The organism is Mycolicibacterium insubricum (assembly GCF_010731615.1).
In the GTDB taxonomy this organism is placed as follows: domain Bacteria; phylum Actinomycetota; class Actinomycetes; order Mycobacteriales; family Mycobacteriaceae; genus Mycobacterium; species Mycobacterium insubricum.
Genome location: NZ_AP022618.1, coordinates 2,854,021 through 2,872,695, shown reverse-complemented (window position 1 = coordinate 2,872,695; position 18,675 = coordinate 2,854,021). Strand labels below are relative to the sequence as shown.

Here is an 18,675-nt window from a genome sequence, read left to right as displayed (position 1 = left end):
CTCGACGGGGCAGGGATTTTTTGGCGCTTCGATCAGTGCGGGACGGTGTCCCAGTTCCACACCGAGTAGTCGTCGGGGTAGTTCTGGCAGACGTCGGTGGCCGCGGCGGCGACACCCTTGTTGTTGAAGAACGGCTTCGCCCAGTTCGGCCAGCGCCACGCCATCGACTCGAAGAAGGCGTCGGTGGCGGTGGATTCCGAGTACTGCCGGCGACCGGCGTAGTCCATCGAGAAGAACCAGTTGATGCGGTCGCGGGCGGCGTCCTGGTCGGCGGCCGGCTTGTTGTTGTAGTCGATCATGTAGCGCTCGTAGTAGATCGGCCGGGTATCCCGGACGGCTGCGAGGTACTGCTGAGCGGTGCACGGGGTCTTGAGGACCCGGTTCGGGATCGGGTAGTCGTCGGTCGCGTCGGCCGAGGCTGCGGCCGAGGTCGCCAGACCGGCGCCGAGCATCACGGCAGCCGCGCCGACGCGCAGCGAGGTCTTCATGCGATTGCGTGCCATCGGTTCTCCTTGGTCAGTGCTGTCCGGCGACGGCGTCGAGCACCGGCTGCTGTTCGGGGCAGTAGGTGCTGATCGTCAGGCCCAGGAATTTCCACACCTGCTCGGTACTGAGCTTGCGGTCGAGCTGCTTGCCGACGAAGGCGGCCGACTGGTAGGCGTCGTGATCCTGGCCGTTGTTCAGGCGCTTGCAGGCGATCTTGGCGATCCAGGCGTTGTAATCCCGCTGACCGTAGATGCCGTAGGTGTGCAGTGTGTTCGCGAAGTCGGTGTCCACCTCGGCGTGTGCCGGGGCGGCGAAACCGATCGTCGTCGCTGCAATTGCTACCGCTGCGATACCGAGTACTTTCACGGGCTAAGTATATCCTTCTAGCGCGGTGGTTGTGGATTCGACCCGATAATTCCCGCCAGCCCGACGAGGATGCCGCCGGCCCCCGGTTGCGGCGGGGTGATTCGTCGGTCAACTGCCAGGTCTGGCACGAACTGGTCTTGAACTGCTTGTCGGTGGCCTCGATGGTGACGATCTGCGCCTTCTTGGTCAGCGCGTTGTCCAGGATCTGCGCGCCGTCGTCGCCGCCGATGCGCTTCCAGTAGCAGGGCTTGCCGTCCTTGGGACCCTCGGACTTGTAGTTGCCCGGCACGATGTCGGTGCCGACCTTGTACACCCCGTCGGCCTCCATGACGGTCTTGGGGGCGCCCGGGTTGCCCGACGGCGACGGGCTGGGCGAGGGTGAGGCGGCCGGGGTGGCCGCGGGGGTCGGCGACGGGGAGGGGCCCGGTGAGGGGTCCGGGTCGGCCGACGCGGGTACGGTCGCGATCACGGCACCGGCGAACAGCGCGGACACCCCCAGGACAATCGCGCGGTCAATCCCCATACCCGCCAGGGTACCGTGACCCGCCGGTTACATGCCCGTGCTGGCGAAAGCCGAGTCGGTGATTCCGCGCACAACCCGGGCGTGTCAGTGCCCGGGGCGGGGGAACGCCGCCTCTACGATTCGGCCATGAGTCGGGTGAGCAGAGCGGCATTGACCGCCGTGCTCGCGCTGGCGCTGTCGGGAACCGGTGCGGTGATCGCGGCCGGCACCGCGGCACCGGTCCGCGCCGAGTGCGTCCGCGCCACGGGTGCGGGCTGCGACCTGCGGTCACGGATCTCCGCCGCGGACGCCTACCTGGCCACCCGGCCCGGCACCGTCGGCTACGTGCTGCGCGACCGGACCACCGGTACGCGTTACCGCAATTCCAACGCGGGGACGGCGATCTGGACGGCCTCGACGATCAAGCTCGCGATGGTGGCCGACCTGCTCGCCCGCGAACGCGCCGGGAAACTGCACCTGTCGGCCGACGACCGCAAGCTCATGCAGTTGATGCTGCGCAACTCCGACAACGACGCGGCCGACACCCTGTGGACCCGGTACGGCGGTCCCGACCACACCGTGTTCAACGCGGATTTCCCGGTGTTCGGCATGACCGGTGTCGCTCCGCAGCCCGGCTTCGGCTCCATGTACCCCTACTGGGGATTTCAGAAGGGCACCGCCGACGACTTCGACAACCTGATGAATTACATTCTTTCCCAGATGAATTCGGCTGATTCATCGGCGATCGTGGCGGAGATGCAGCGGGTCGGGCCGGAACAGCAATGGGGTGTGTGGGGAGCCGGCTCGGCGATGGCCCCGGGCAACAAGAACGGCTGGTCGACAGAAGAGGGCGGCTGGGTGGTCAATTCGGTCGGCTTCGCCGGGCCCGGACAGCGCTACACGCTGGCGATCATGAACGCCCTCGGCGGCCATGGCGGCTATGACGACGGGGTGAAAACGACTACGGAGCTCAGCAGAATTCTGCTGGCTCCGTAGTCGCGTTGAGTGTGGTTATGCGGTGCGGTGCAGGACCGACAGCAGCAGCCTCCGGCGCAACGTAACCCCGTCGGCGAGCCACTGCAGCGCCTCGGGGACCGAATTGGCGATGCCGACCCCGGCCGCGGTGTCTTCACCGATCCGAACCTGGGAAGCAACGGCGGGGGAGGTGACCAGCAACCACTCGACACCGGCCGCGTGGCAGGTGTCGTCGAGGAACTCCAGCAGCGGCAGGTAGTCATCAGCGGGTGAGACCACCGCAGTCAGATCCAGCACGACGGGCTTCTCGGCGATGACGAACCGCCGGGTGGCGCTCATGGCCTGTTCGGCATTGCTGGCATCGAGGACACCGGCAATGGTGACCACCGTCGCCAGGTGGCGGCACTGGACCCGAATCTGGGCACCACCACAGATAATTGCGGGATTTCCGTAACCAGTCATAACCGCCCTCGCTCTCGAAGCCGTGTGCCGACAGGTCTACCGTGCGTTGACCTCTTGTTCCATGAACGGTAGGCGGCGAATTTAAGGTCTTGGGGAGCAGCAACTAACGCTTTGCTAAGAAAGAATTCCTGCGTTTGCGCAGCTACCGGAGCGTAACGATGGCGGCGGCCGAATCGAGGACCGAATCCGGCGGCCCATAGACTTCCCGGCATGTATCCCGGTTTGCTGCAGGTCGACGTCTGCCTCGACGGCGACGGGCTGGTGGTCGTTCCGCCGTCCCTGACACTCGACATGCTGATCGAGCGGTGCATCTACAGCGTCGGCAACCAGACGGCCTACCGGTACATCGACTTCTCCCGGACCACCGACGGGGTGGTCTCCGAGATCACCTGGAACCAGGTGGGGGTGCGCGCGGCCGCGGTCGCCGCGGCGGTGCAGCGCCACGCCCATCGCGGTGAGCGGGTGGCCGTTCTGGCTCCGCAGGGGCTGGACTACATCACCGGATTCTTCGGGGCGATCAAGGCGGGCATGGTGGCTGTCCCGCTGTTCGCCCCCGAACTGGCGGGGCAGGCGGAACGCCTGGACACCGCGATGCGCGACGCACGCCCGTCCGTGGTGCTGACCACCAGGCCGGCCCTGGAATTGATCGAGGGCTTCCTGGACCGGCTCACCGGGGTGCCGCGCCCGCAGGTCGTGCTGCTCGACGAGCTCCCCGACAGTGCTGCCCGGCAGTTCAACCCGGTGAGCATCGACATGGGCGATATCTGCCACCTGCAGTACAGCGGCGGCGCAACCCGCGCCCCGGTCGGCATCGAGATCACCCATCGCGCGATGGTGACCAACCTGGTCCAGATGATCCTGGCCATCGACCTCAGCGACACCAACACCCACGGGGTCAGCTGGCTACCGCTGTATCACGACATGGGCCTGTCGATGATCGGCTTTCCGACCGTCTACGGCGGCCACACCACGCTGATGTCACCGACGGCGTTCATCCGCCGGCCGAAGCGCTGGATCAAGGCGATGTCCGACGAGATCCGGTTGGGCCGGCCGGTGGTCACCGCGGCACCCAATCTCGGCTACGAATGGGCCGCGCAGCGCGGGCTGCCCGACGGCGACGAGGTCGTGGACCTGAGCCTCGCGACGATGATCATCGGCTCCGAGCCGGTGAACTTCTCCGTGGTCGAGTTGTTCACCGAAGCTTTTGCGCCGCATGGGCTTCCGGCGAGCGCGATCAAACCTTCCTACGGGATCGCCGAGGCCACCCTGATGGTGTCGACCACCGGGCCCGGGGAACCCGCCTCGGTTCGGCACTTCGACCGGGTCGAGCTGGGCCGGGGATTCGCGGTCCCGGTCGACGCCGACGACCCCGCGGCGGTTCCGCACGTCTCCTGCGGACGGCTCGCCAACAACCTGCACGCGGTGATCGTCGATCCGCGCACGGGTGCGGAGTTGGCGGACGGCTCGGTCGGGGAGATCTGGCTGCACGGTGCCAACGTCGGCCGCGGCTACTGGCGGCGCTGGGCCGAGACCGAGACGGTGTTCCGGGCGCGGCTGTCGGCCCGCCTGCGCGCTCGCAGCCGGGCCCGCGAGGTTCCCGCCGATGCGTACTGGCTGCGCACCGGGGATCTCGGGTTCTTCGTGGACGGCGCGCTGTTCGTGCCGGGCCGGTTGGTCGACCTCATCGAGATCGACGGCGTCGCGCACTATCCCGACGATATCGAGCTGACCGCGGCGGACGCGTCCCCGCTGCTGCGCCGCGGTTACGTTGTCGCTTTCCCGGTTCCCGACGGCGCCGGGGGCGAAGACGTGGTCATCGTCTGCGAGCGGGCCGCGGGCACCGCGCGGATGGACACCGAGCCAGAGATCGACGCGGTACGCAACGCGGTGCGGAGCCGGCACGGGCTCGCCGTCGCCGACATCCAAGTGCTGCCCGGCGGGTCGATCCCGCGCACCACCAGCGGCAAGCTGCGCCGCCGCGCCTGCCGCGCCGGCTACCTCGACGGGTCCCTGGGCAAGAAGAACTGACCGGCGAGCCAACGGCGCCCCGCAGGCCGTGGCCTGCGGGGCGCCGTCGTCCGATCGATCTGATCCTGTGCTGGATACGACCTAGCCGGTCACATCGAAGCGGTCGGCGTCCATCACCTTCGTCCAGGCTGCGACGAAGTCCTTGGCGAACTTCTCCTTGGCGTCGTCGCTGGCGTAGACCTCGGCGACGGCACGCAGCTGGGCGTTCGACCCGAACAGCAGATCCACCCGGCTGGCAGTGAACCGCTGTTCGCCGGTGGCCCGGTCCCGGCCGATGTACGTGCCGTCGTCGGCCGGCGCGGGCTCCCACTTGATGCCCATGTCGCAGAGATTGACGAAGAAGTCCGTCGTCAACGCGCCCGGGTTGTCGGTCAGTACGCCGAGGCTGCTCCCGCCGAAGTTGGTGTCCAGCACGCGGAGACCCCCGATCAGCACCGTCATCTCGGGGGCCGACAGGTTCAGCTGATTCGCCCGGTCGATCAATTGGTATTCCGCCGGCAGCGTGAAGCCCTTGCCCGGGTAGTTGCGGAAACCGTCAGCCTTGGGCTCCAGGTAGGAGAACGACTCGACGTCGGTCATCTCCTGCGTGGCATCGCCGCGGCCCGGGGTGAAGGGCACCGTGACATCCAGACCGGCTGCCCGCAGGGCCTTCTCGACGCCGGCGTTGCCGGCCAGAACCACCAGATCGGCGAACGACACCCGCGTCCCCGACGCGGCCTGAATCTCCTCGAGCTTGCGGATCACCGGGGCAAGCTCATCGGGCTCGTTGACCTCCCAGCCCAGTTGCGGCTGCAGCCGGATCCGGCCGCCGTTGGCGCCACCGCGCATATCACTGTTGCGATATGACGAGGCGGCCTTCCACGCCGTCGACACCAGCTGCGACACCGTGAGCTCCGATTGTGCGATCGCAGCGCGCAGCGCGTCGATGTCGGCATCGGAAAGGTTGGCGTCCCCGGCGGGGATGAGATCCTGCCACAGCCAGGTGTCCTTCGGCACGAACGGGCCGAGGTAGCGGACGACGGGCCCCATGTCCCGGTGCATCAGCTTGAACCAGGCCTTGGCGAATTCCTCGGCAAGCTCCTCGGGATGATCCAACCAGCGGCGGGTGATCTTGCCGTAGATCGGGTCCATCCGCATCGAGAGGTCGGTGGTGAGCATGGACGGGTGGGTCCGGCCCTTCAGATCTGGGGTCGGGACCGAGTTGGCCCACCCGTTGTCCTTCGGCCGCCACTGCTGGGCACCCGCCGGGCTCTTGAACAACTCCCATTCGTTGCTGTAGAGGATCTCCAGGAAGCTGTTGTCCCACTTGGTGGGGGTGTGCGTCCAGATCACCTCGAGCCCACTGCCGACGCGGTCGTTGGGATTGCCGGTCTCATGCGGATTCTTCCAGCCCAGGCCCATCTCCTGCAGCGGAGCGGCCGCCGGCGCCGGGCCCAGGGCCTCGGCGTCTCCGTTGCCATGGGTCTTGCCGAAGGTGTGCCCGCCGACGATCAGGGCCGCGGTCTCGATGTCGTTCATCGCCATCCGGCCGAACGTCTCGCGGATGTCGATGGCGGCGGCCAGCGGATCCGGATTTCCGTCCGGGCCTTCGGGGTTGACGTAGATCAGACCCATCATGGTGGCGGCCAGCGGCTTGTCCAACTTGGTGCGGTCACTGCCCTGGTAGCGGTCCTGGGCGCCCAGCCACTCGGCTTCTGCGCCCCAGTTGACGTCCTCCTCGGGCTCCCAGAAGTCCGGGCGTCCGAAGGCGAACCCGGCGGTCTTGAAGCCCATGTGCTCCATCGCGCGGTTGCCGGCGTAGGCGATCAGGTCGGACCAGGAAATCTTCTTGCCGTACTTCTTCTTCAGCGGCCACAGCAGCCGGCGGGCCTGATCCAGCAGGACGTTGTCGGGCCAGCTGTTGAGCGGGGCGAAGCGTTGCATGCCCCGACCCGCGCCGCCACGACCGTCGGTGACCCGGTAGGTGCCGGCGGCGTGCCAGGACATTCGGACGAACAGCGGTCCATAGTGCCCGAAGTCGGCCGGCCACCAATCCTGCGAATCGGTGAGCAGGGCGTCGAAGTCGCGTTCGAACTCCTCGAAGTCCAGCGTCTTGACCACCTCGCGGTAGTTGTAGCCCGGATCCTCGGGATCGATGATGTCGGGATTCTTCTGCAGCATTTTCAGGTTGATGGTGTCGGGCCACCAGTCGCGGTTGCTGCCGCCTTCTACCGGCGGCCGCAGCCGCATCGGACAACCGCTACTGGTCTGAGCAGCCCCAACGGGGGGTGTTTCCTCTGGCACGATATTTCCTTTCGGGAGTGGTGGATCGGGCTGTGATCACGTGTGTGATCCCGAAATCTGGCTGGTTCTGCAGGTGGGGCAGTAGCCCCAGTAGATGACCTCGGCTTCATCGATGGCGTAGCCGAGGTCATCGGCGGCGGTGAGGCAGGGAACCTCGCCGACGGCACAGTCGACGTCGGCGATCGCACCGCAACGGCGGCACACAACGTGGTGGTGGTTGTCGCCGATCCGGGCTTCGTAGCGCGCCAGCGATCCCGACGGCTGGATGCGGCGCAGCAGCCCGACGGCCGTCAGCGCGTTGAGCACGTCGTAGACCGCCTGGCGGGACACGTCGGGGACCAGGTCGCGCACGGCGGTGAGGATGGTCTCGGTGTCGGCATGGGGATTGGCGTGGACGGCCTGGAGTACGGCGACGCGCGGCCGGGTCACCCGCAGCGCGGCGCTGCGCAGCTGATCACCGTAGTCCGCGATCTGCTCGCTGGACGACTGCGGCCCCACCGGCGATCCCGAGGAATGCCTCACCACCCCACAAATACGCGCTTTTTTGGATTGAGTCAAGAGTTGGCTTCGGGGGGTGTGGCGCACCCGTGTTGCGCACACCGCCGCCATGACAAGAACCGTAGAGAGGAAACGGCGCATTCGTATCGGGAATCGACCGGACGGTGTGTGCCGGGGGTTAGTGTCTGCGACGGTGAGGGCACTGATCGATGTGAGCGGCGCGCGTGCTTTCGCGGTGCCCGGCCGCGTACCGGGCACCGCCGGGGTCGAAGGCATGCTGATCGAGGGGCCGCAGGGGTGGGGAGAGTTCAGCCCGCGGTGTGAAGCCGAAGCGTCCCGCGCGTTCGTCGCGGCCACCGAGGCGGGCACGGTGGGCTGGCCCGACCCGGTCCGCGGACGCATCCCGGTCGCGGCCACCGTCGGCACCGCCGACCCGGCCGTCGCCGGCGAGATCGTCGCGGCCACCGGGGTTCGCACCCTGCGGGTGCCGATCGGAGCCCGGCCGCATACCGACGGGCAGGACCGCGCTCGGCTACGGGCCGCGCGCAGCGCTCTCGGCGACGCCGGTTGCCTCCGGCCGGTACTGGAACCCGGATGGGACACCGCGGCGGGACTGGCGGCGCTGATCGACGACGCGGGCGGGGTGCAGTTCGTGGAGGTTACCGACGGTCACCCCGAGGCCATCGCCCGACTGCGCGGGCAGGCCGGTGTGCCGGTGGCCGCCCCCGCGCCCGACGCGGACCCCAGGCGGCTGGCCGACTACGCCGACATCGCGGTGCTCTCCGTCGCGGCGCTGGGCGGCGTCCGGCGTGCCCTGCGGCTGGCGGAGCTGACCGGACTTCCCGCGGTGGTGAATTCGCCGGGAGAGAGCAGCCTGGGCATCGCCGCGGGCCTGGCGCTGGCCGGTGCTCTTGCCGAACTGCCCTTCGACTGCGGGCTGGGTGACCTGGGGCGTCTGGCGGGTGACCTCGTCGAACGGGTGCGCATGCTGGCGCCGGTCGACGGCCACCTTCCCGTCGCCCCGATGCCGCCGGCACCCGATCCCCGGCAGCTGGACCGGTTCGCGGTCAGCGATCCCGCGCGTTGGCACGAGCTGCTGGTGCGGGTCGCCCGCGGCGGGCCGGACTAGTCTGCGCCGGCGCAGGATTCGCCCGTTCAGATCCGCGCGGCGGCGAAATCCGCGGCACGGTCGGTCAACCCGTTGAACGGGTAGCTCTCGTGCGCTGCACCGGAACTGCCGTCACCGCAGACGAAGTCGCCGTCGGCGCACAGGTTGATGGTCTTGGGTCGATACAGCGGACCGATGATGATCGGCGGGGCACTGATCATCTGAAGAAACCCGGATGACGGCTCACCGAAAAGCACCACGGCCGCAACATGATCGGCAATGGCGGCCGGCATCGGTCCGGTGATGTCCGGGGGCAGATCGACTCCGGGCGGGATGTGGTCGGCGGTCAGGTAGCCGATCACCGCCGCGCCCTGCGAGTATCCGCCCAGTACGAGTTTGGTATCCGGGCATCGGGCTGCCATGTCCTCCACCCGGTTTCGCGCGTCGACGATCCCGCGGGAGGCGGTGGGGAAGTCCATGCTGGCCGGGTAGTCGACGGAATAGAGGTCGACGGTCTTCTCGCCCCCGCGGGCCACCAGTGCGTCGTAGAAGCTCTGCCCGGCCTGACCGGGACCCGGAGGTTCGCCGGTGCCGCGGGCGAAAATCACCTCCGCGTGCGGGCAGCCATCGGCCACTGCGACATTCATCCCCACCGGCACCAGTCCGGCCGCCGCCAACGCCATGGCTGCGGCGCCGCGCACTGCGTGTCGAACTAGTGTGCTGGGTCGCATGTATCCACCGCCTCGCGTCATCCCGACCCTCGGCCCGAATCCCATGGTAGTCCGCGGACCCCTCGGTCGCGGGATCTTCAACCCGGCCATCGACACCAGAATCGTCCTTGGCACACTGGGATGCATGGCACAGATCACATTCAAAGGAAATCCCATCCACACGGTCGGTGAGCTGCCCGCGGTCGGCAGCAGCGCACCGGCGTTCACGCTCGTCGGCAGCGATCTCGGTGAGGTGACCTCCGCATCGTTCGCCGGGAAACCGGTGGTGCTGAACATCTTCCCGTCCATCGACACCGGCGTGTGTGCCACCAGCGTGCGCACCTTCAACCAGCGGGTCGGCTCCGACGGAGTCACCGTGCTGTGCGTATCGGCGGATCTGCCGTTCGCGCAGGGCCGGTTCTGCGGCGCCGAGGGCATCGAGAACGTCAGCACCGGTTCGACCTTCCGCTCCGACTTCGGCTCGGACTACGGCCTCACCATGACCGACGGCCCGCTGGCCGGCCTGCTGGGGCGTGCTGTCGTCGTCATCGGTGCCGACGGAAACGTCGTCTACACCGAGCTGGTTCCCGAGATCGCCCAGGAACCCGATTACGACGCCGCACTCGCCGCGATCTGATCCTTTCGGATCACTGATCGGTGTCACCGGCCGCGGCCGGGTGGGCTGAACCCGATTCACCCCGCCTGGCCGCCGGCCGCGGGGCGTCGTGCGCCGAGGCCCGACGGGCCTGCGCACCGCCTGGGAATCACGACACCGTCACCGTTGCGTCACAGTCGAAGAATCTCCCGGCCGATGCACCCTCATCGATTCGCCAGTCCGCGCTGCGTGTTGTAAAAGTGAATGAAGTGGCTGTTGTGGCTACTGATAACCGACATGCGCGGTGTGGAGAGAAGGTCGATTCAAATGAAGCGCGCATTTGCCCTGACTATTGCGGCAGCACTGTTGCTGGTGGTCCCCGGTGCGGCATCAGCGGACACCGCTCGCTCGCCGATCAACCAACAGGCCGTCAACACGGTGATCCAGCGCGCCCTGTCTCAGCGCGGCGTGCCATATACCTACGGCGGCGGCGACATCAACGGTCCGACCAAGGGTGTCTCCCAGGGGCTCGCGACGGCACCGACCGTCCAGCCACCGCAGAACGGCCCCGGCCAGTCCAGTCCCGGACAGGCGCTCGGTGCCGTCACCACCACGCCGTCGCTGCTGGGCAGTCTGACCCAGACCGCACCGACGTCCGACGTCGTCGGATTCGACGCCTCGGGCCTGATCGTCTATGCGTTCGCCGGAGCCGGTATCAAGATGCCGCGGTCTTCCGGGGAGCAGTACAAGGTCGGCCAGAAGGTGCTACCGCAGCAGGCGCTGCCGGGTGACCTGCTGTTCTACGGCCCCGACGGCACCCAGAGCGTGGCGCTGTTCACCGGCAACGGCCAGATGGTGGAGACCACCGAACAGGGAGTCGCGCTGTCTCCGGTGCGTACCGCCAATATGACGCCGTATCTGGTCCGCATCATCGCCTGATCCGGTCGCAGGCGGTCCCGGCTTCCCCTCGGCTCCGCGGCCACTCGCTTCGCTCGCGTCCACTCTGCCGAGCCTCGCCGAACCGCCTGATTCGGTCCTTCATAGACTCCAGGCATGACTAGTCTGTTCGGCTTCGCTCCCTGGCTGGTGTATTGGGTGCTCGTCGGGAATGTCCCGTTCTCCACGTCGGTGCTGTGCGCGCTCGCGGTTGCCGTCGTCGCCCTGGTCATCGACTGGCGGCGCGGCGGCTCCGGGCACACGCTGCAGATCGGCGCGACGCTGACCTTCACGGTGCTGACGGTGCTGACTTCGGTGCTGGGCGACGACGTGCGGCAGCGTTGGCTGCTGCCGCTGAGCATCGCGGGCCTGCTGCTGGTCGCCCTGATCGGTGCGCTGACCGGCCGGCCCTTCGTCCGGGAGTTCGTCGAGCCCGGGCTGCCGCCGGAGATCACCGACAGCGATCTGTTCGCCCGGGTCGCCACCCGGATCACCTGGGTCTGGGTCGGGGTGTTTGCGGCGATGACGGTGTCGGCTCTGATCCCTCCGGTCGTTTCCGGCCAGGCCTCAATCGTTGACTCTGATAAGCCGCTCTCGTTCGTCTGCTACTGGGTCATCCCGGTGCTGCTGCTGGCGGGCGGGGCGATGGTCGCCAAGGAGCTACCGGAGCGGATGCTCGTCGGACTCGACGACGAGGAGCGCAAGACCACCTTCGTCGCCTACAGCGAGGCTGCCATCGACGAGCTCTACTTCCTGGCCCGGGAGCGTGCCGGACGTGAGGTGCGCGACGGCCAGGAGGCCTACGACATCAAGCTCGGGTCGATGGGTATCCCGCTGACCGGCGACGAGTCCCGCAAGTCCTGGCCGATGACCTACAAGGTGCGCGCCGCGCACTGAGCCGGTGGTCAGCGGGCCTGCAGCGGCGCCAAGGTGCCGTCGACGACCAGATTCCGCAACCCTTTCCGGTCGAGCTTGCCGCTGGCCAGCACCGGGATCTGCTCCGAGGTGGCCAGCGCCCAGACCGTCGGCACCTTGTATGACGACAGCTGCGTGCGGGCGTGCTCGGCCAGCGCGGCCAGTTCCAGGTCTTCGCCGGCGGGCACCACGACCGCGCACACCACCTCACCACGCTCGGGATCGTCGAGCCCGATCGCGAAGGCCGACGCGACCCCGGTGCAGGACTGAAGCACCGCCTCGACCTCGAGCGGGGAGACGTTGGCGCCGGCCGATTTGATCAGGTCGGTGTCCCGGCCGACGTAGAACAGCCGCGGGTCACCGCTGCGCCGGTACACCCGGTCGCCGGTGTGATACCAGCCGTCGGCGTCGAAGGTGTCGTGCCGTTCGCGTTTGTTGTAGCCGGCCATCACCCCGATTCCGCGGACCAGCAGTTCGCCGACGGTTCCGTTGGGAACCGCTTGACCGTGCTCGTCGACCACCGCGATGTCGGTGTGCACGAAACCACCGGCGGTCTCGGACATGGTGCGGTGCACCGGAAATCCGTCGGGCACATCGACCATCGCGATGTCCAGCGGCCCGTTACGCAGCAGCGGCGCCGCCGACAGGTCGCGGGAGGCGAACGACGGGTGCTCACGCAGCTTCTGGGTGAACGCCGGCCAGCCGATCAATCCGGTCGCCCGCTCGGATTCGATGAGCTCCAGCGCGGCCCCGGGGTCCAACCGGGGCAGCGTGAGCACCGTGGTGGACGCGTGCAGGGCCCCGGTGGCGGCCAGCACGCCGCCGATCCAGAAGAACGGCATTGCGCACAGCACCCGGGCCTCGGTGCCGGACCCGGTGACGAACCGGGCGGCGGCCGGCCAGGTTGAGGTCTGCCGCACCAGGGCGCCGTGGGTGTGCAGGACGCCCTTGGGATCGGCCGTCGACCCGGAGGTGTGCACCATGATGGCCAGGTCGGCCGCCGTCACCTCGGCCTCGACGGCGGCCAGCACCTCGACGGGCACCGTGCCCGCATCGTCCGGGGTGCCCATCCACGCCCGGTCCGTCGGCCCGGTCAGCAGGATGCTGCGCAGATACGGTGCGGCGACCAGGTGCAGCCGGCCCCCGGACTGACCGGCCAGTTCCGGCAGCGCGGACTCCAGCCGCTCGGCGACGTCGAAGTCGAGCACCCGGGGTGGCGCGACCAGGACCGCAACATCAGCCAGGCGCAGCACCTTCGCCAGTTCGGCCGGTCGGTACATGGTGCTCAGCGGCACCACGACGGCGCCGATCCGCGAGGCCGCCAGCCACCACACGATCCAGTCGGTGCCGTTGGGGAAGAACAGTCCGACCCGGGTGCCCTTGCCGACCCCGATCGCCAGCAGGCGCCGGGCCGCCTCGGCGGAAATCCGCTCGGCCTCGGCGTAGGTCAACTGGTGGCTGGGCGTGACGACATAGCTCGCCGAGCCGAACTGGGCGGCGCTGCGGTGCAGCAGGGCCGGGATGGTCAGCGGTGTGCTCACCTACCCGATACTGCCGAACACCGTCCGGGCCGTCGTCACAGGCCCTGCAGCTGAGACAACGTGGCGTGGGCGATCAGGAAATAGATGATCAGCCCGGTGCCGTCGACGATGGTCGCGATCAACGGCGCGGACACCAAAGCGGGATCGATACGGATCTTCTTCAGCAGCGGCGGCAGGATCGAGGAGATCAACGACGACCACATCACGATCGCCGCCACCGTCAGCGCGACCGTCAGGGTGATCTCCGGGCCCACACCGAGCGTCCAGGCCCGGATGACGGCGGCCAGCGCCATGGTCAGCGCCACCATCGACCCGGTCGAGAGCTCCTTGACCAGCACCGCCGGCACGTCGCGCAACCGCACCTGACCGGTGGCCATCGCACGCACCAGGGTGGTGGTGATCTGGGTGCCGGTGTTGCCGCCGGTGCCGATCAGCAGGGGGATGAAGAACGCCAGTGCGACGACGGCCTCCATCTCATCCTCGAACGCCCGCAGCACGGTGCCGGTGTAGGCCTCGGCGACGAACAGCAGCAGCAGCCAGACGATTCGCTTGCGCCACAACAGAAGCGGCGACGCCCGCAGGTAGGGCACGTCCAGCGGCGACGAACCACCCTGGCGTTCGGCATCCTCGGTGGCCTCCTCCTCGGCGATGTCGGCGGCGTCGTCCTCGGTGACGATGCCCAGCAGCCGACCGTGCTCGTCGATGACCGGCACCGCCACCAGGTCATAGGCGTCCAGCGCGCGGGCGGCATCCTCGGCGTCGTCGAGAGCGTTCACCGTACGCACATCGGTGTCCGCCAACGCGTCGACCGGTGTCTCGGGTTCGGCCAGCACCAGATCGCGGAACCCGACGACGCCGCCCAGCCGGGCGTCGTCGTCGACGATGAAGACGTAAGCCCCGGTACGGGCGTCGGTCCGCAGCGCATTGGCCTCGGCGCGCACCATGGCGATGGCTTCGGCGACGGTGACACCGGGGGAGACGGTCAACATCTCCGGCACCATGTGCGCGGCGGCGCTGTCCTGCGGCCAGCTCAGCAGCCCGCGGATCCGGTCGGCGCGCTGCGCGGGCAACAGATCCAGGATGCGCTGGCGGGGAGCGCCTTTCAGTTCGCGCAGAATATCGGCGACCCGGTCGCTGTCGAGGGCGTCGAGGAGACGCACGGCATCGTCGGCCTCGGCGGCGCGCAGGAAGCGTGCGGCGAGTTCGTCGTCGACGGAGTCCAGCAGCTCCACCGCGTCGTCGGTGGCGGCGAACCGGGCCAGCGCGGTGAGCTCGTCGGCGGACAGTCGCGCCAGTGCGCGGGACCGGTCGCCGGGCAGCGCCACCTCCCGCAGCCAGTACGTCACCCGCTCTGGGTCTGCGGTGCCGACGACGGTCGACAGGTCGGGTACCAGGACAAGCTTGATTATCGGATCCATGCGTCCTTCTGGAGGTAGGCCCCTTACGACGCGACGAGCATAAGGCCGTGCGCGCGCCCGCGCAGAGTTAGCATCCGAGGATGCGGCGATGGGTGATCACGTGGGCGGCAACGCTCGTTTTGGGGCTGGTCGGTGTGCCGGGCGCGGCGGTCGCGCATGCCGGGCTGAATGCGCCGTGCGATTACGCCATTTCCGGCCCGGAGGTGGTGCAGGTCGACGGGGCGGCGCAGGTCAGCGTGTCGGTGGAACCGGTGTCGTGTGGCTGGCCGGCGGAGTCCCGGCGGTCGATCGCCTGTCTGCAGGAGCTGGGTGCCGGGTCGCCGACGACCTGCGTGCCGGCCGACGGTGCGGCGACGGCCCGGGTGCTGGTGCCGCTGCGGCCCGGAGCGGTGTACGTCGGCACCGGCCGCGGTTGCGGCGCCTACGTCGGGTTCGCCGAGGCGTCCCCGGAGTGCCAGCTGCTCGGACCGGTCCAGGCGACCCTGTAGCAGGCGGGACGCTAGCCTGATCCCATGGCCTCCCGCGCGATGACGGTTCGACGGTGCCTCCTGACCGCCTATCCGGCGGTCGCGGTGCTGACCGGAGCATGGCTGGGTCTGGCCGCGCTCGCCGGCGCCGATCCGGGCGACGCCATGACCCCGCCGGGTGATCCGGCCCCGGCGGCCACCGACGCCGACCCCGCTCCGGCGGCGGCCGTCGTACCGCAGAAGGTGCCCGAGATCGCCAACCCGGTGTACGGGTCGGGTCAGTACGGTTCCGGCCCGCTGGGCACGCTGCGGGATCTGTGGCACCAGGCCCACGACCCATACGGGATGAACCAATCCGAGGCCACCGTCGGCGCGGCCGCCCCGCCGGCCGGGGCCGGGCCCGCCCCAGCCCTGCCGCCCGGCTACGTGTCGATCAACGCACCCGGTTCCGAGACCGCGTCGACCGCATCCACGACCGGGGGACCGGCGCTGCCCCCCGGTTACTACTCGCTCGACGGCCCGCCGCCGCCGGGATATGAGTACCGCCAACCGGGTGGTTCGGCGAAGCTCGGCGGAGTGGACGCGAGCGAAGCGAGTGGCCGCGGAGCCGAGGGGAAGCCGGAACCACCCGCGATCCAACCCGGGGAGCCCGCGGCGAGCACGACGGGAACTGCCCCCGCATCGGGGACTGCCGCACCGGATACCCCCGCCGCGCAGTGATGGCTCGGGCCGTAGCCTGGGATTCGATGGGCGATCAGACTCACTGTATGGAGATGCGCTGATGAAGAAAACGGTTCTTCGCCTGGCGGCCGCGACGGCCATCGCGATGGCGCCGGCGGCGGTGGCCGTCGGCCTCAACCCCGCGGTGAGCAACGCCGTCCCGGACTGCGGCGACGGCTGGTGGGATCCCAACGTGGGCGTGTGTCGCGCCTGGAGCAACTTCAACAGCCCGCCCGATTGCGGTGCCGGCAACTACTGGGATCCGTTCGGGACCGTCTGCCGACCGATTTTCGGCGGGTGATCCCGCACCGCGTCAGCGCAGTTTGAGATCGACGCCGGTGTCGTCGAAGACTTGGCGCACGGAGTCCACGAACCCGGGCTGACCGGCCTCGGTCAGCGCGCGGCGCGACGCCGCGCTGTGGGCCCAGACGAATCGGAACGGGCGGTCCTCAGGCGTGCCGAAGCCGCCGCGCAGGCAGTCGGCGAGCGCATCGAGATTGCTCCCGAAGTAGCCGCCCGCGCCGTTCACCGCCCTCCCGATCTCAGCATAGAAATCGTTGCGCGACTTGATTTTTCGGCCGTCCAGCCGGAACGCGACGGGGGAGTTTCGGATCGGCATCCTCATCGCCCCTTCGCGTCGGTGATCAGGCAGAACGAGTTGTAGTGATCACCGGTGTAGTAGTACTCGGGCGGATCGGTGACCGGGGTGCCCCCGGTCACCACCCGCCGGGTGGACCGGTTCTTGGCGCCCGGGGTGACCACCGTGTACTCGTGGTAGTAGCCCTTGCCCCGGTTCGGCAGCCGGTGCTCGTAGTTGCCGAAGACCACCCCGTCGTTGCGGGGATAACGGAACGGCCCGCCGCGGTGAATCACCTCGACGGTGTCGGTGGCCTCCCGCGGCAGCTCGGACAGGGCGCAGTCCGGCAGCGCACCGCGCGCGGCGGTCGACCCGTGGGTTGCCGTCGTCGCGGAGCTCGGTGCCGGGTGGGATGGCGGTACCGACTCGCGGCCCGGCCACCACAGCAGCGCGACAACGCCGAGCACCGCCAACGCGCACAGCGCGACGACGACGGCGCGGCCCCGATTCATCGGCGGTGCCTAGGTGCGGGTCAGCCGGTGATGGCGAGGATCTTGATGGCGAACACCAGGGTGTCACCGGGCTTGATGCCGGCCTGCGGCTGGCCGTTGGGGTAGCCGTCGGCCGAGGTCATCGCCACCGCGACGGTGGACCCGACGTGCTGGGCGGCAATCGCCTTCTGGAACCCGGGCACGACACCGGCGAGCGGGAACTCGGCGGGCTCGCCGCGCTCGTAGGCGCTGTCGAACACCTTGCCGTCGCGCCCGTTGACCCCGACGTAGCAGACCGAAACGGTCGCGTTGTTGGGAACGACCGGGCCGTCACCGGCGCGCAGCGTGTGCACCTGGGTCTCGTTGACCGAGAAGGGCGTGGTGATCTCGACCAGCGGCGAGGTGGTATCGGTCGATCCGGTGACCGCCACCTTTCCGGTGGCCCCGGCGAACGTCCACTCCGGCGTCCCGGTACCGGTCGGGGCAGTCATCGGGCACCCGGTCGCGGGGGTGGCCTCTTCGGTGCTCACCGGGTTCACCGAGAGCGAGGAGGTGGCCGGGGCGGCGCGGTCGGAGTCGTGGCTGCAGCCGGTCAGGGTCACCGCGAGGGCTGCGGAGCAGGCCGCGAGCGCGACGCCGACGGCACGGGAGGAGAGATTCACGTCCCTCACGCTACCGCGTCCACCGACGGGGGCCGCCGGGCGTGGCGATCGACTACGCCGGGCGCAGGACAGCGACGAGGAAATCCGAGTCCTCGGTGAAGGGGCGCAGGTCCCAGGTCGACAACAGCAGGTCGGGCACCAGTCCGCTGTTTGCGGCATGGTCGAAGAACTCGGTAAACGAGTAGTCGCGGCCCGCGCCGAAGCCGATCACGGCGCGGCCGTCCGGCTTCAGGTGCGCTTGCAGCCGGGCGAGCACCGTGGCCCGGGTGCTCGGAGCCAGAAACGCCATCACATTGCCGGCCGAGACGATCAGGTCGAACGGTTCGTCGACGCCGCGGGCCGGCAGGTCGAGTTCGGCGAGGTCGGCGACCAGCCACTGCGGGCCCGGATGATCGGCACCGGCCGCCTCGATGAGTTCGGGATCGACGTCCACCCCGACCACCCGGTGACCGGCTCGCGCCAGATGGCCGCCGACCCGGCCGGGCCCGCACCCCGCGTCCAGGATGTGCGCATTACGGGGGGCCATCGCGTCGATCATCCGGGCCTCGCCGTCGAGGTCCATACCGTCGCGCGCCATGGATCGGAACCGTTCGATGTACCACTGGGAATGGGTGGGATCCTCGGCGACCTTTTGCATCCACAGGCTCTTCTCGACCATGCCGTGATTGTCCCAGGCCGTTTCCGCCGGCCGAGGTCGGGTGCGCAACAGTTGGCTGCCCGGATGTAAAGTTCCGGGAACTCACATTCCGAGGGAGACAGATCATGGAATCAGGCCAGGAACTGACGTTCGGGCAGAAGGTCAAATTCGGCGTCCAGGGGGCCGTCGCACTGGCCCGAAATCCGAAGGCACTCGTCGCCCTGGTGAAGTACAAGCTCGACGAGCGCAAGAAGCCCGCCGCACCCCAGTCGGAGGCCGTCACACCCGAGGAGTGAGG

Annotated in this window: 22 protein-coding genes and 1 pseudogene; 11 read left to right on the top strand and 12 right to left on the bottom strand. The window is 68.8% G+C overall.

The features are described from left to right. Positions 1-32: 32 nt before the first annotated feature. A complete protein-coding gene (locus G6N16_RS13665; RefSeq protein ID WP_110810684.1) occupies positions 33-503 on the bottom strand; it encodes a DUF5078 domain-containing protein in 471 nt (156 codons plus the stop codon). Between the two features lie 13 nt (positions 504-516). Further along, complete coding sequence (locus G6N16_RS13660) at positions 517-852, bottom strand: DUF732 domain-containing protein (RefSeq protein ID WP_083028934.1); 336 nt, start codon at positions 850-852, stop codon at positions 517-519. Positions 853-881: 29 nt separating this feature from the next. On the opposite strand from G6N16_RS13660, the gene G6N16_RS13655 reads away from it, so the two are divergent. Continuing rightward, positions 882-1,094 carry a hypothetical protein gene (locus tag G6N16_RS13655; RefSeq protein WP_163787887.1) on the top strand — a complete coding sequence of 71 codons (213 nt, stop codon included), beginning with the start codon at positions 882-884 and terminating at the stop codon, positions 1,092-1,094. Between the two features lie 407 nt (positions 1,095-1,501). Beyond that, positions 1,502-2,350, top strand: coding sequence for a serine hydrolase (locus G6N16_RS13650; protein WP_235674071.1), 849 nt, complete (start codon positions 1,502-1,504; stop codon positions 2,348-2,350). Positions 2,351-2,365: 15 nt separating this feature from the next. Here the strand turns inward: G6N16_RS13650 and G6N16_RS13645 are convergent, their stop codons facing one another. After that, positions 2,366-2,791, bottom strand: a complete 426-nt coding sequence (locus G6N16_RS13645) for an STAS domain-containing protein (RefSeq protein ID WP_163787886.1) — start codon at positions 2,789-2,791, stop codon at positions 2,366-2,368. 210 nt (positions 2,792-3,001) lie between these two features. Here G6N16_RS13645 and G6N16_RS13640 point away from each other — a divergent pair, with 210 nt between their 5' ends. Further along, complete coding sequence (locus G6N16_RS13640; RefSeq protein WP_163787885.1) at positions 3,002-4,819, top strand: AMP-binding protein; 1,818 nt, start codon at positions 3,002-3,004, stop codon at positions 4,817-4,819. A gap of 81 nt (positions 4,820-4,900) precedes the next feature. Here G6N16_RS13640 and katG read toward each other — a convergent pair whose 3' ends face one another. Both katG and G6N16_RS13630 read right to left on the bottom strand, forming a co-directional pair. Beyond that, positions 4,901-7,048, bottom strand: a complete 2,148-nt coding sequence (gene katG / locus G6N16_RS13635) for a catalase/peroxidase HPI (protein WP_110810987.1) — start codon at positions 7,046-7,048, stop codon at positions 4,901-4,903. Positions 7,049-7,138: 90 nt separating this feature from the next. After that, on the bottom strand, positions 7,139-7,600 hold the full coding sequence (locus G6N16_RS13630; protein WP_407663650.1) for a Fur family transcriptional regulator: 462 nt from the start codon (positions 7,598-7,600) through the stop codon (positions 7,139-7,141). A 193-nt stretch (positions 7,601-7,793) separates the two neighbouring features. Between G6N16_RS13630 and G6N16_RS13625 the strand changes: the two genes are divergently transcribed. Continuing rightward, the gene (locus tag G6N16_RS13625; protein ID WP_110810986.1) at positions 7,794-8,729 is read left to right on the top strand and encodes an enolase C-terminal domain-like protein; all 936 of its coding nucleotides are present in this window, start codon (positions 7,794-7,796) and stop codon (positions 8,727-8,729) included. A 26-nt stretch (positions 8,730-8,755) separates the two neighbouring features. On the opposite strand, the gene G6N16_RS13620 is transcribed toward G6N16_RS13625, so the two are convergent. Next, a complete protein-coding gene (locus G6N16_RS13620) occupies positions 8,756-9,391 on the bottom strand; it encodes a cutinase family protein (protein WP_083033784.1) in 636 nt (211 codons plus the stop codon). 172 nt (positions 9,392-9,563) lie between these two features. On the opposite strand from G6N16_RS13620, the gene tpx reads away from it, so the two are divergent. The 3 genes from tpx to G6N16_RS13605 all read left to right on the top strand — a co-directional run bounded on the left by tpx (position 9,564) and on the right by G6N16_RS13605 (position 11,846). Further along, a complete protein-coding gene (gene tpx / locus G6N16_RS13615) occupies positions 9,564-10,055 on the top strand; it encodes a thiol peroxidase (RefSeq protein ID WP_083033782.1) in 492 nt (163 codons plus the stop codon). A gap of 285 nt (positions 10,056-10,340) precedes the next feature. Then, entirely contained in the window at positions 10,341-10,952 is a 612-nt protein-coding gene (gene ripD / locus G6N16_RS13610; protein WP_083033780.1) for an NlpC/P60 family peptidoglycan-binding protein RipD, read from the top strand. 114 nt (positions 10,953-11,066) lie between these two features. Further along, a complete protein-coding gene (locus tag G6N16_RS13605; RefSeq protein WP_163787884.1) occupies positions 11,067-11,846 on the top strand; it encodes a hypothetical protein in 780 nt (259 codons plus the stop codon). An 8-nt stretch (positions 11,847-11,854) separates the two neighbouring features. On the opposite strand, the gene G6N16_RS13600 is transcribed toward G6N16_RS13605, so the two are convergent. Together G6N16_RS13600 and mgtE are read right to left on the bottom strand one after the other, a co-directional pair. Continuing rightward, positions 11,855-13,405, bottom strand: coding sequence for a class I adenylate-forming enzyme family protein (locus G6N16_RS13600; RefSeq protein WP_083032167.1), 1,551 nt, complete (start codon positions 13,403-13,405; stop codon positions 11,855-11,857). Between the two features lie 35 nt (positions 13,406-13,440). Beyond that, positions 13,441-14,823, bottom strand: a complete 1,383-nt coding sequence (gene mgtE, locus G6N16_RS13595) for a magnesium transporter (RefSeq protein ID WP_083032166.1) — start codon at positions 14,821-14,823, stop codon at positions 13,441-13,443. A gap of 80 nt (positions 14,824-14,903) precedes the next feature. Here mgtE and G6N16_RS13590 point away from each other — a divergent pair, with 80 nt between their 5' ends. The 3 genes and pseudogenes from G6N16_RS13590 to G6N16_RS13580 all read left to right on the top strand — a co-directional run bounded on the left by G6N16_RS13590 (position 14,904) and on the right by G6N16_RS13580 (position 16,311). Further along, positions 14,904-15,311: a hypothetical protein gene (locus tag G6N16_RS13590; protein ID WP_083032164.1), complete on the top strand. Its 408-nt coding sequence runs from the start codon at positions 14,904-14,906 to the stop codon at positions 15,309-15,311. Positions 15,312-15,350: 39 nt separating this feature from the next. Next, a pseudogene (locus G6N16_RS13585) lies at positions 15,351-15,854 on the top strand (hypothetical protein); the annotation flags it as partial. A gap of 217 nt (positions 15,855-16,071) precedes the next feature. Then, the gene (locus G6N16_RS13580; protein ID WP_083032163.1) at positions 16,072-16,311 is read left to right on the top strand and encodes a hypothetical protein; all 240 of its coding nucleotides are present in this window, start codon (positions 16,072-16,074) and stop codon (positions 16,309-16,311) included. A 12-nt stretch (positions 16,312-16,323) separates the two neighbouring features. Here the strand turns inward: G6N16_RS13580 and G6N16_RS13575 are convergent, their stop codons facing one another. The 4 genes from G6N16_RS13575 to G6N16_RS13560 are packed head-to-tail and all read right to left on the bottom strand — an operon-like array spanning position 16,324 to position 18,398. Then, positions 16,324-16,629 carry a barstar family protein gene (locus G6N16_RS13575; RefSeq protein ID WP_083032161.1) on the bottom strand — a complete coding sequence of 102 codons (306 nt, stop codon included), beginning with the start codon at positions 16,627-16,629 and terminating at the stop codon, positions 16,324-16,326. A 2-nt stretch (positions 16,630-16,631) separates the two neighbouring features. Continuing rightward, positions 16,632-17,099, bottom strand: a complete 468-nt coding sequence (locus G6N16_RS13570) for a guanyl-specific ribonuclease (protein ID WP_083032160.1) — start codon at positions 17,097-17,099, stop codon at positions 16,632-16,634. Positions 17,100-17,119: 20 nt separating this feature from the next. After that, on the bottom strand, positions 17,120-17,749 hold the full coding sequence (locus tag G6N16_RS13565) for an FKBP-type peptidyl-prolyl cis-trans isomerase (protein WP_407663648.1): 630 nt from the start codon (positions 17,747-17,749) through the stop codon (positions 17,120-17,122). Positions 17,750-17,792: 43 nt separating this feature from the next. Continuing rightward, on the bottom strand, positions 17,793-18,398 hold the full coding sequence (locus tag G6N16_RS13560) for a class I SAM-dependent methyltransferase (RefSeq protein ID WP_083032157.1): 606 nt from the start codon (positions 18,396-18,398) through the stop codon (positions 17,793-17,795). Positions 18,399-18,502: 104 nt separating this feature from the next. On the opposite strand from G6N16_RS13560, the gene G6N16_RS13555 reads away from it, so the two are divergent. Then, the gene (locus G6N16_RS13555) at positions 18,503-18,673 is read left to right on the top strand and encodes a hypothetical protein (protein WP_163787883.1); all 171 of its coding nucleotides are present in this window, start codon (positions 18,503-18,505) and stop codon (positions 18,671-18,673) included. Positions 18,674-18,675: the final 2 nt, after the last annotated feature.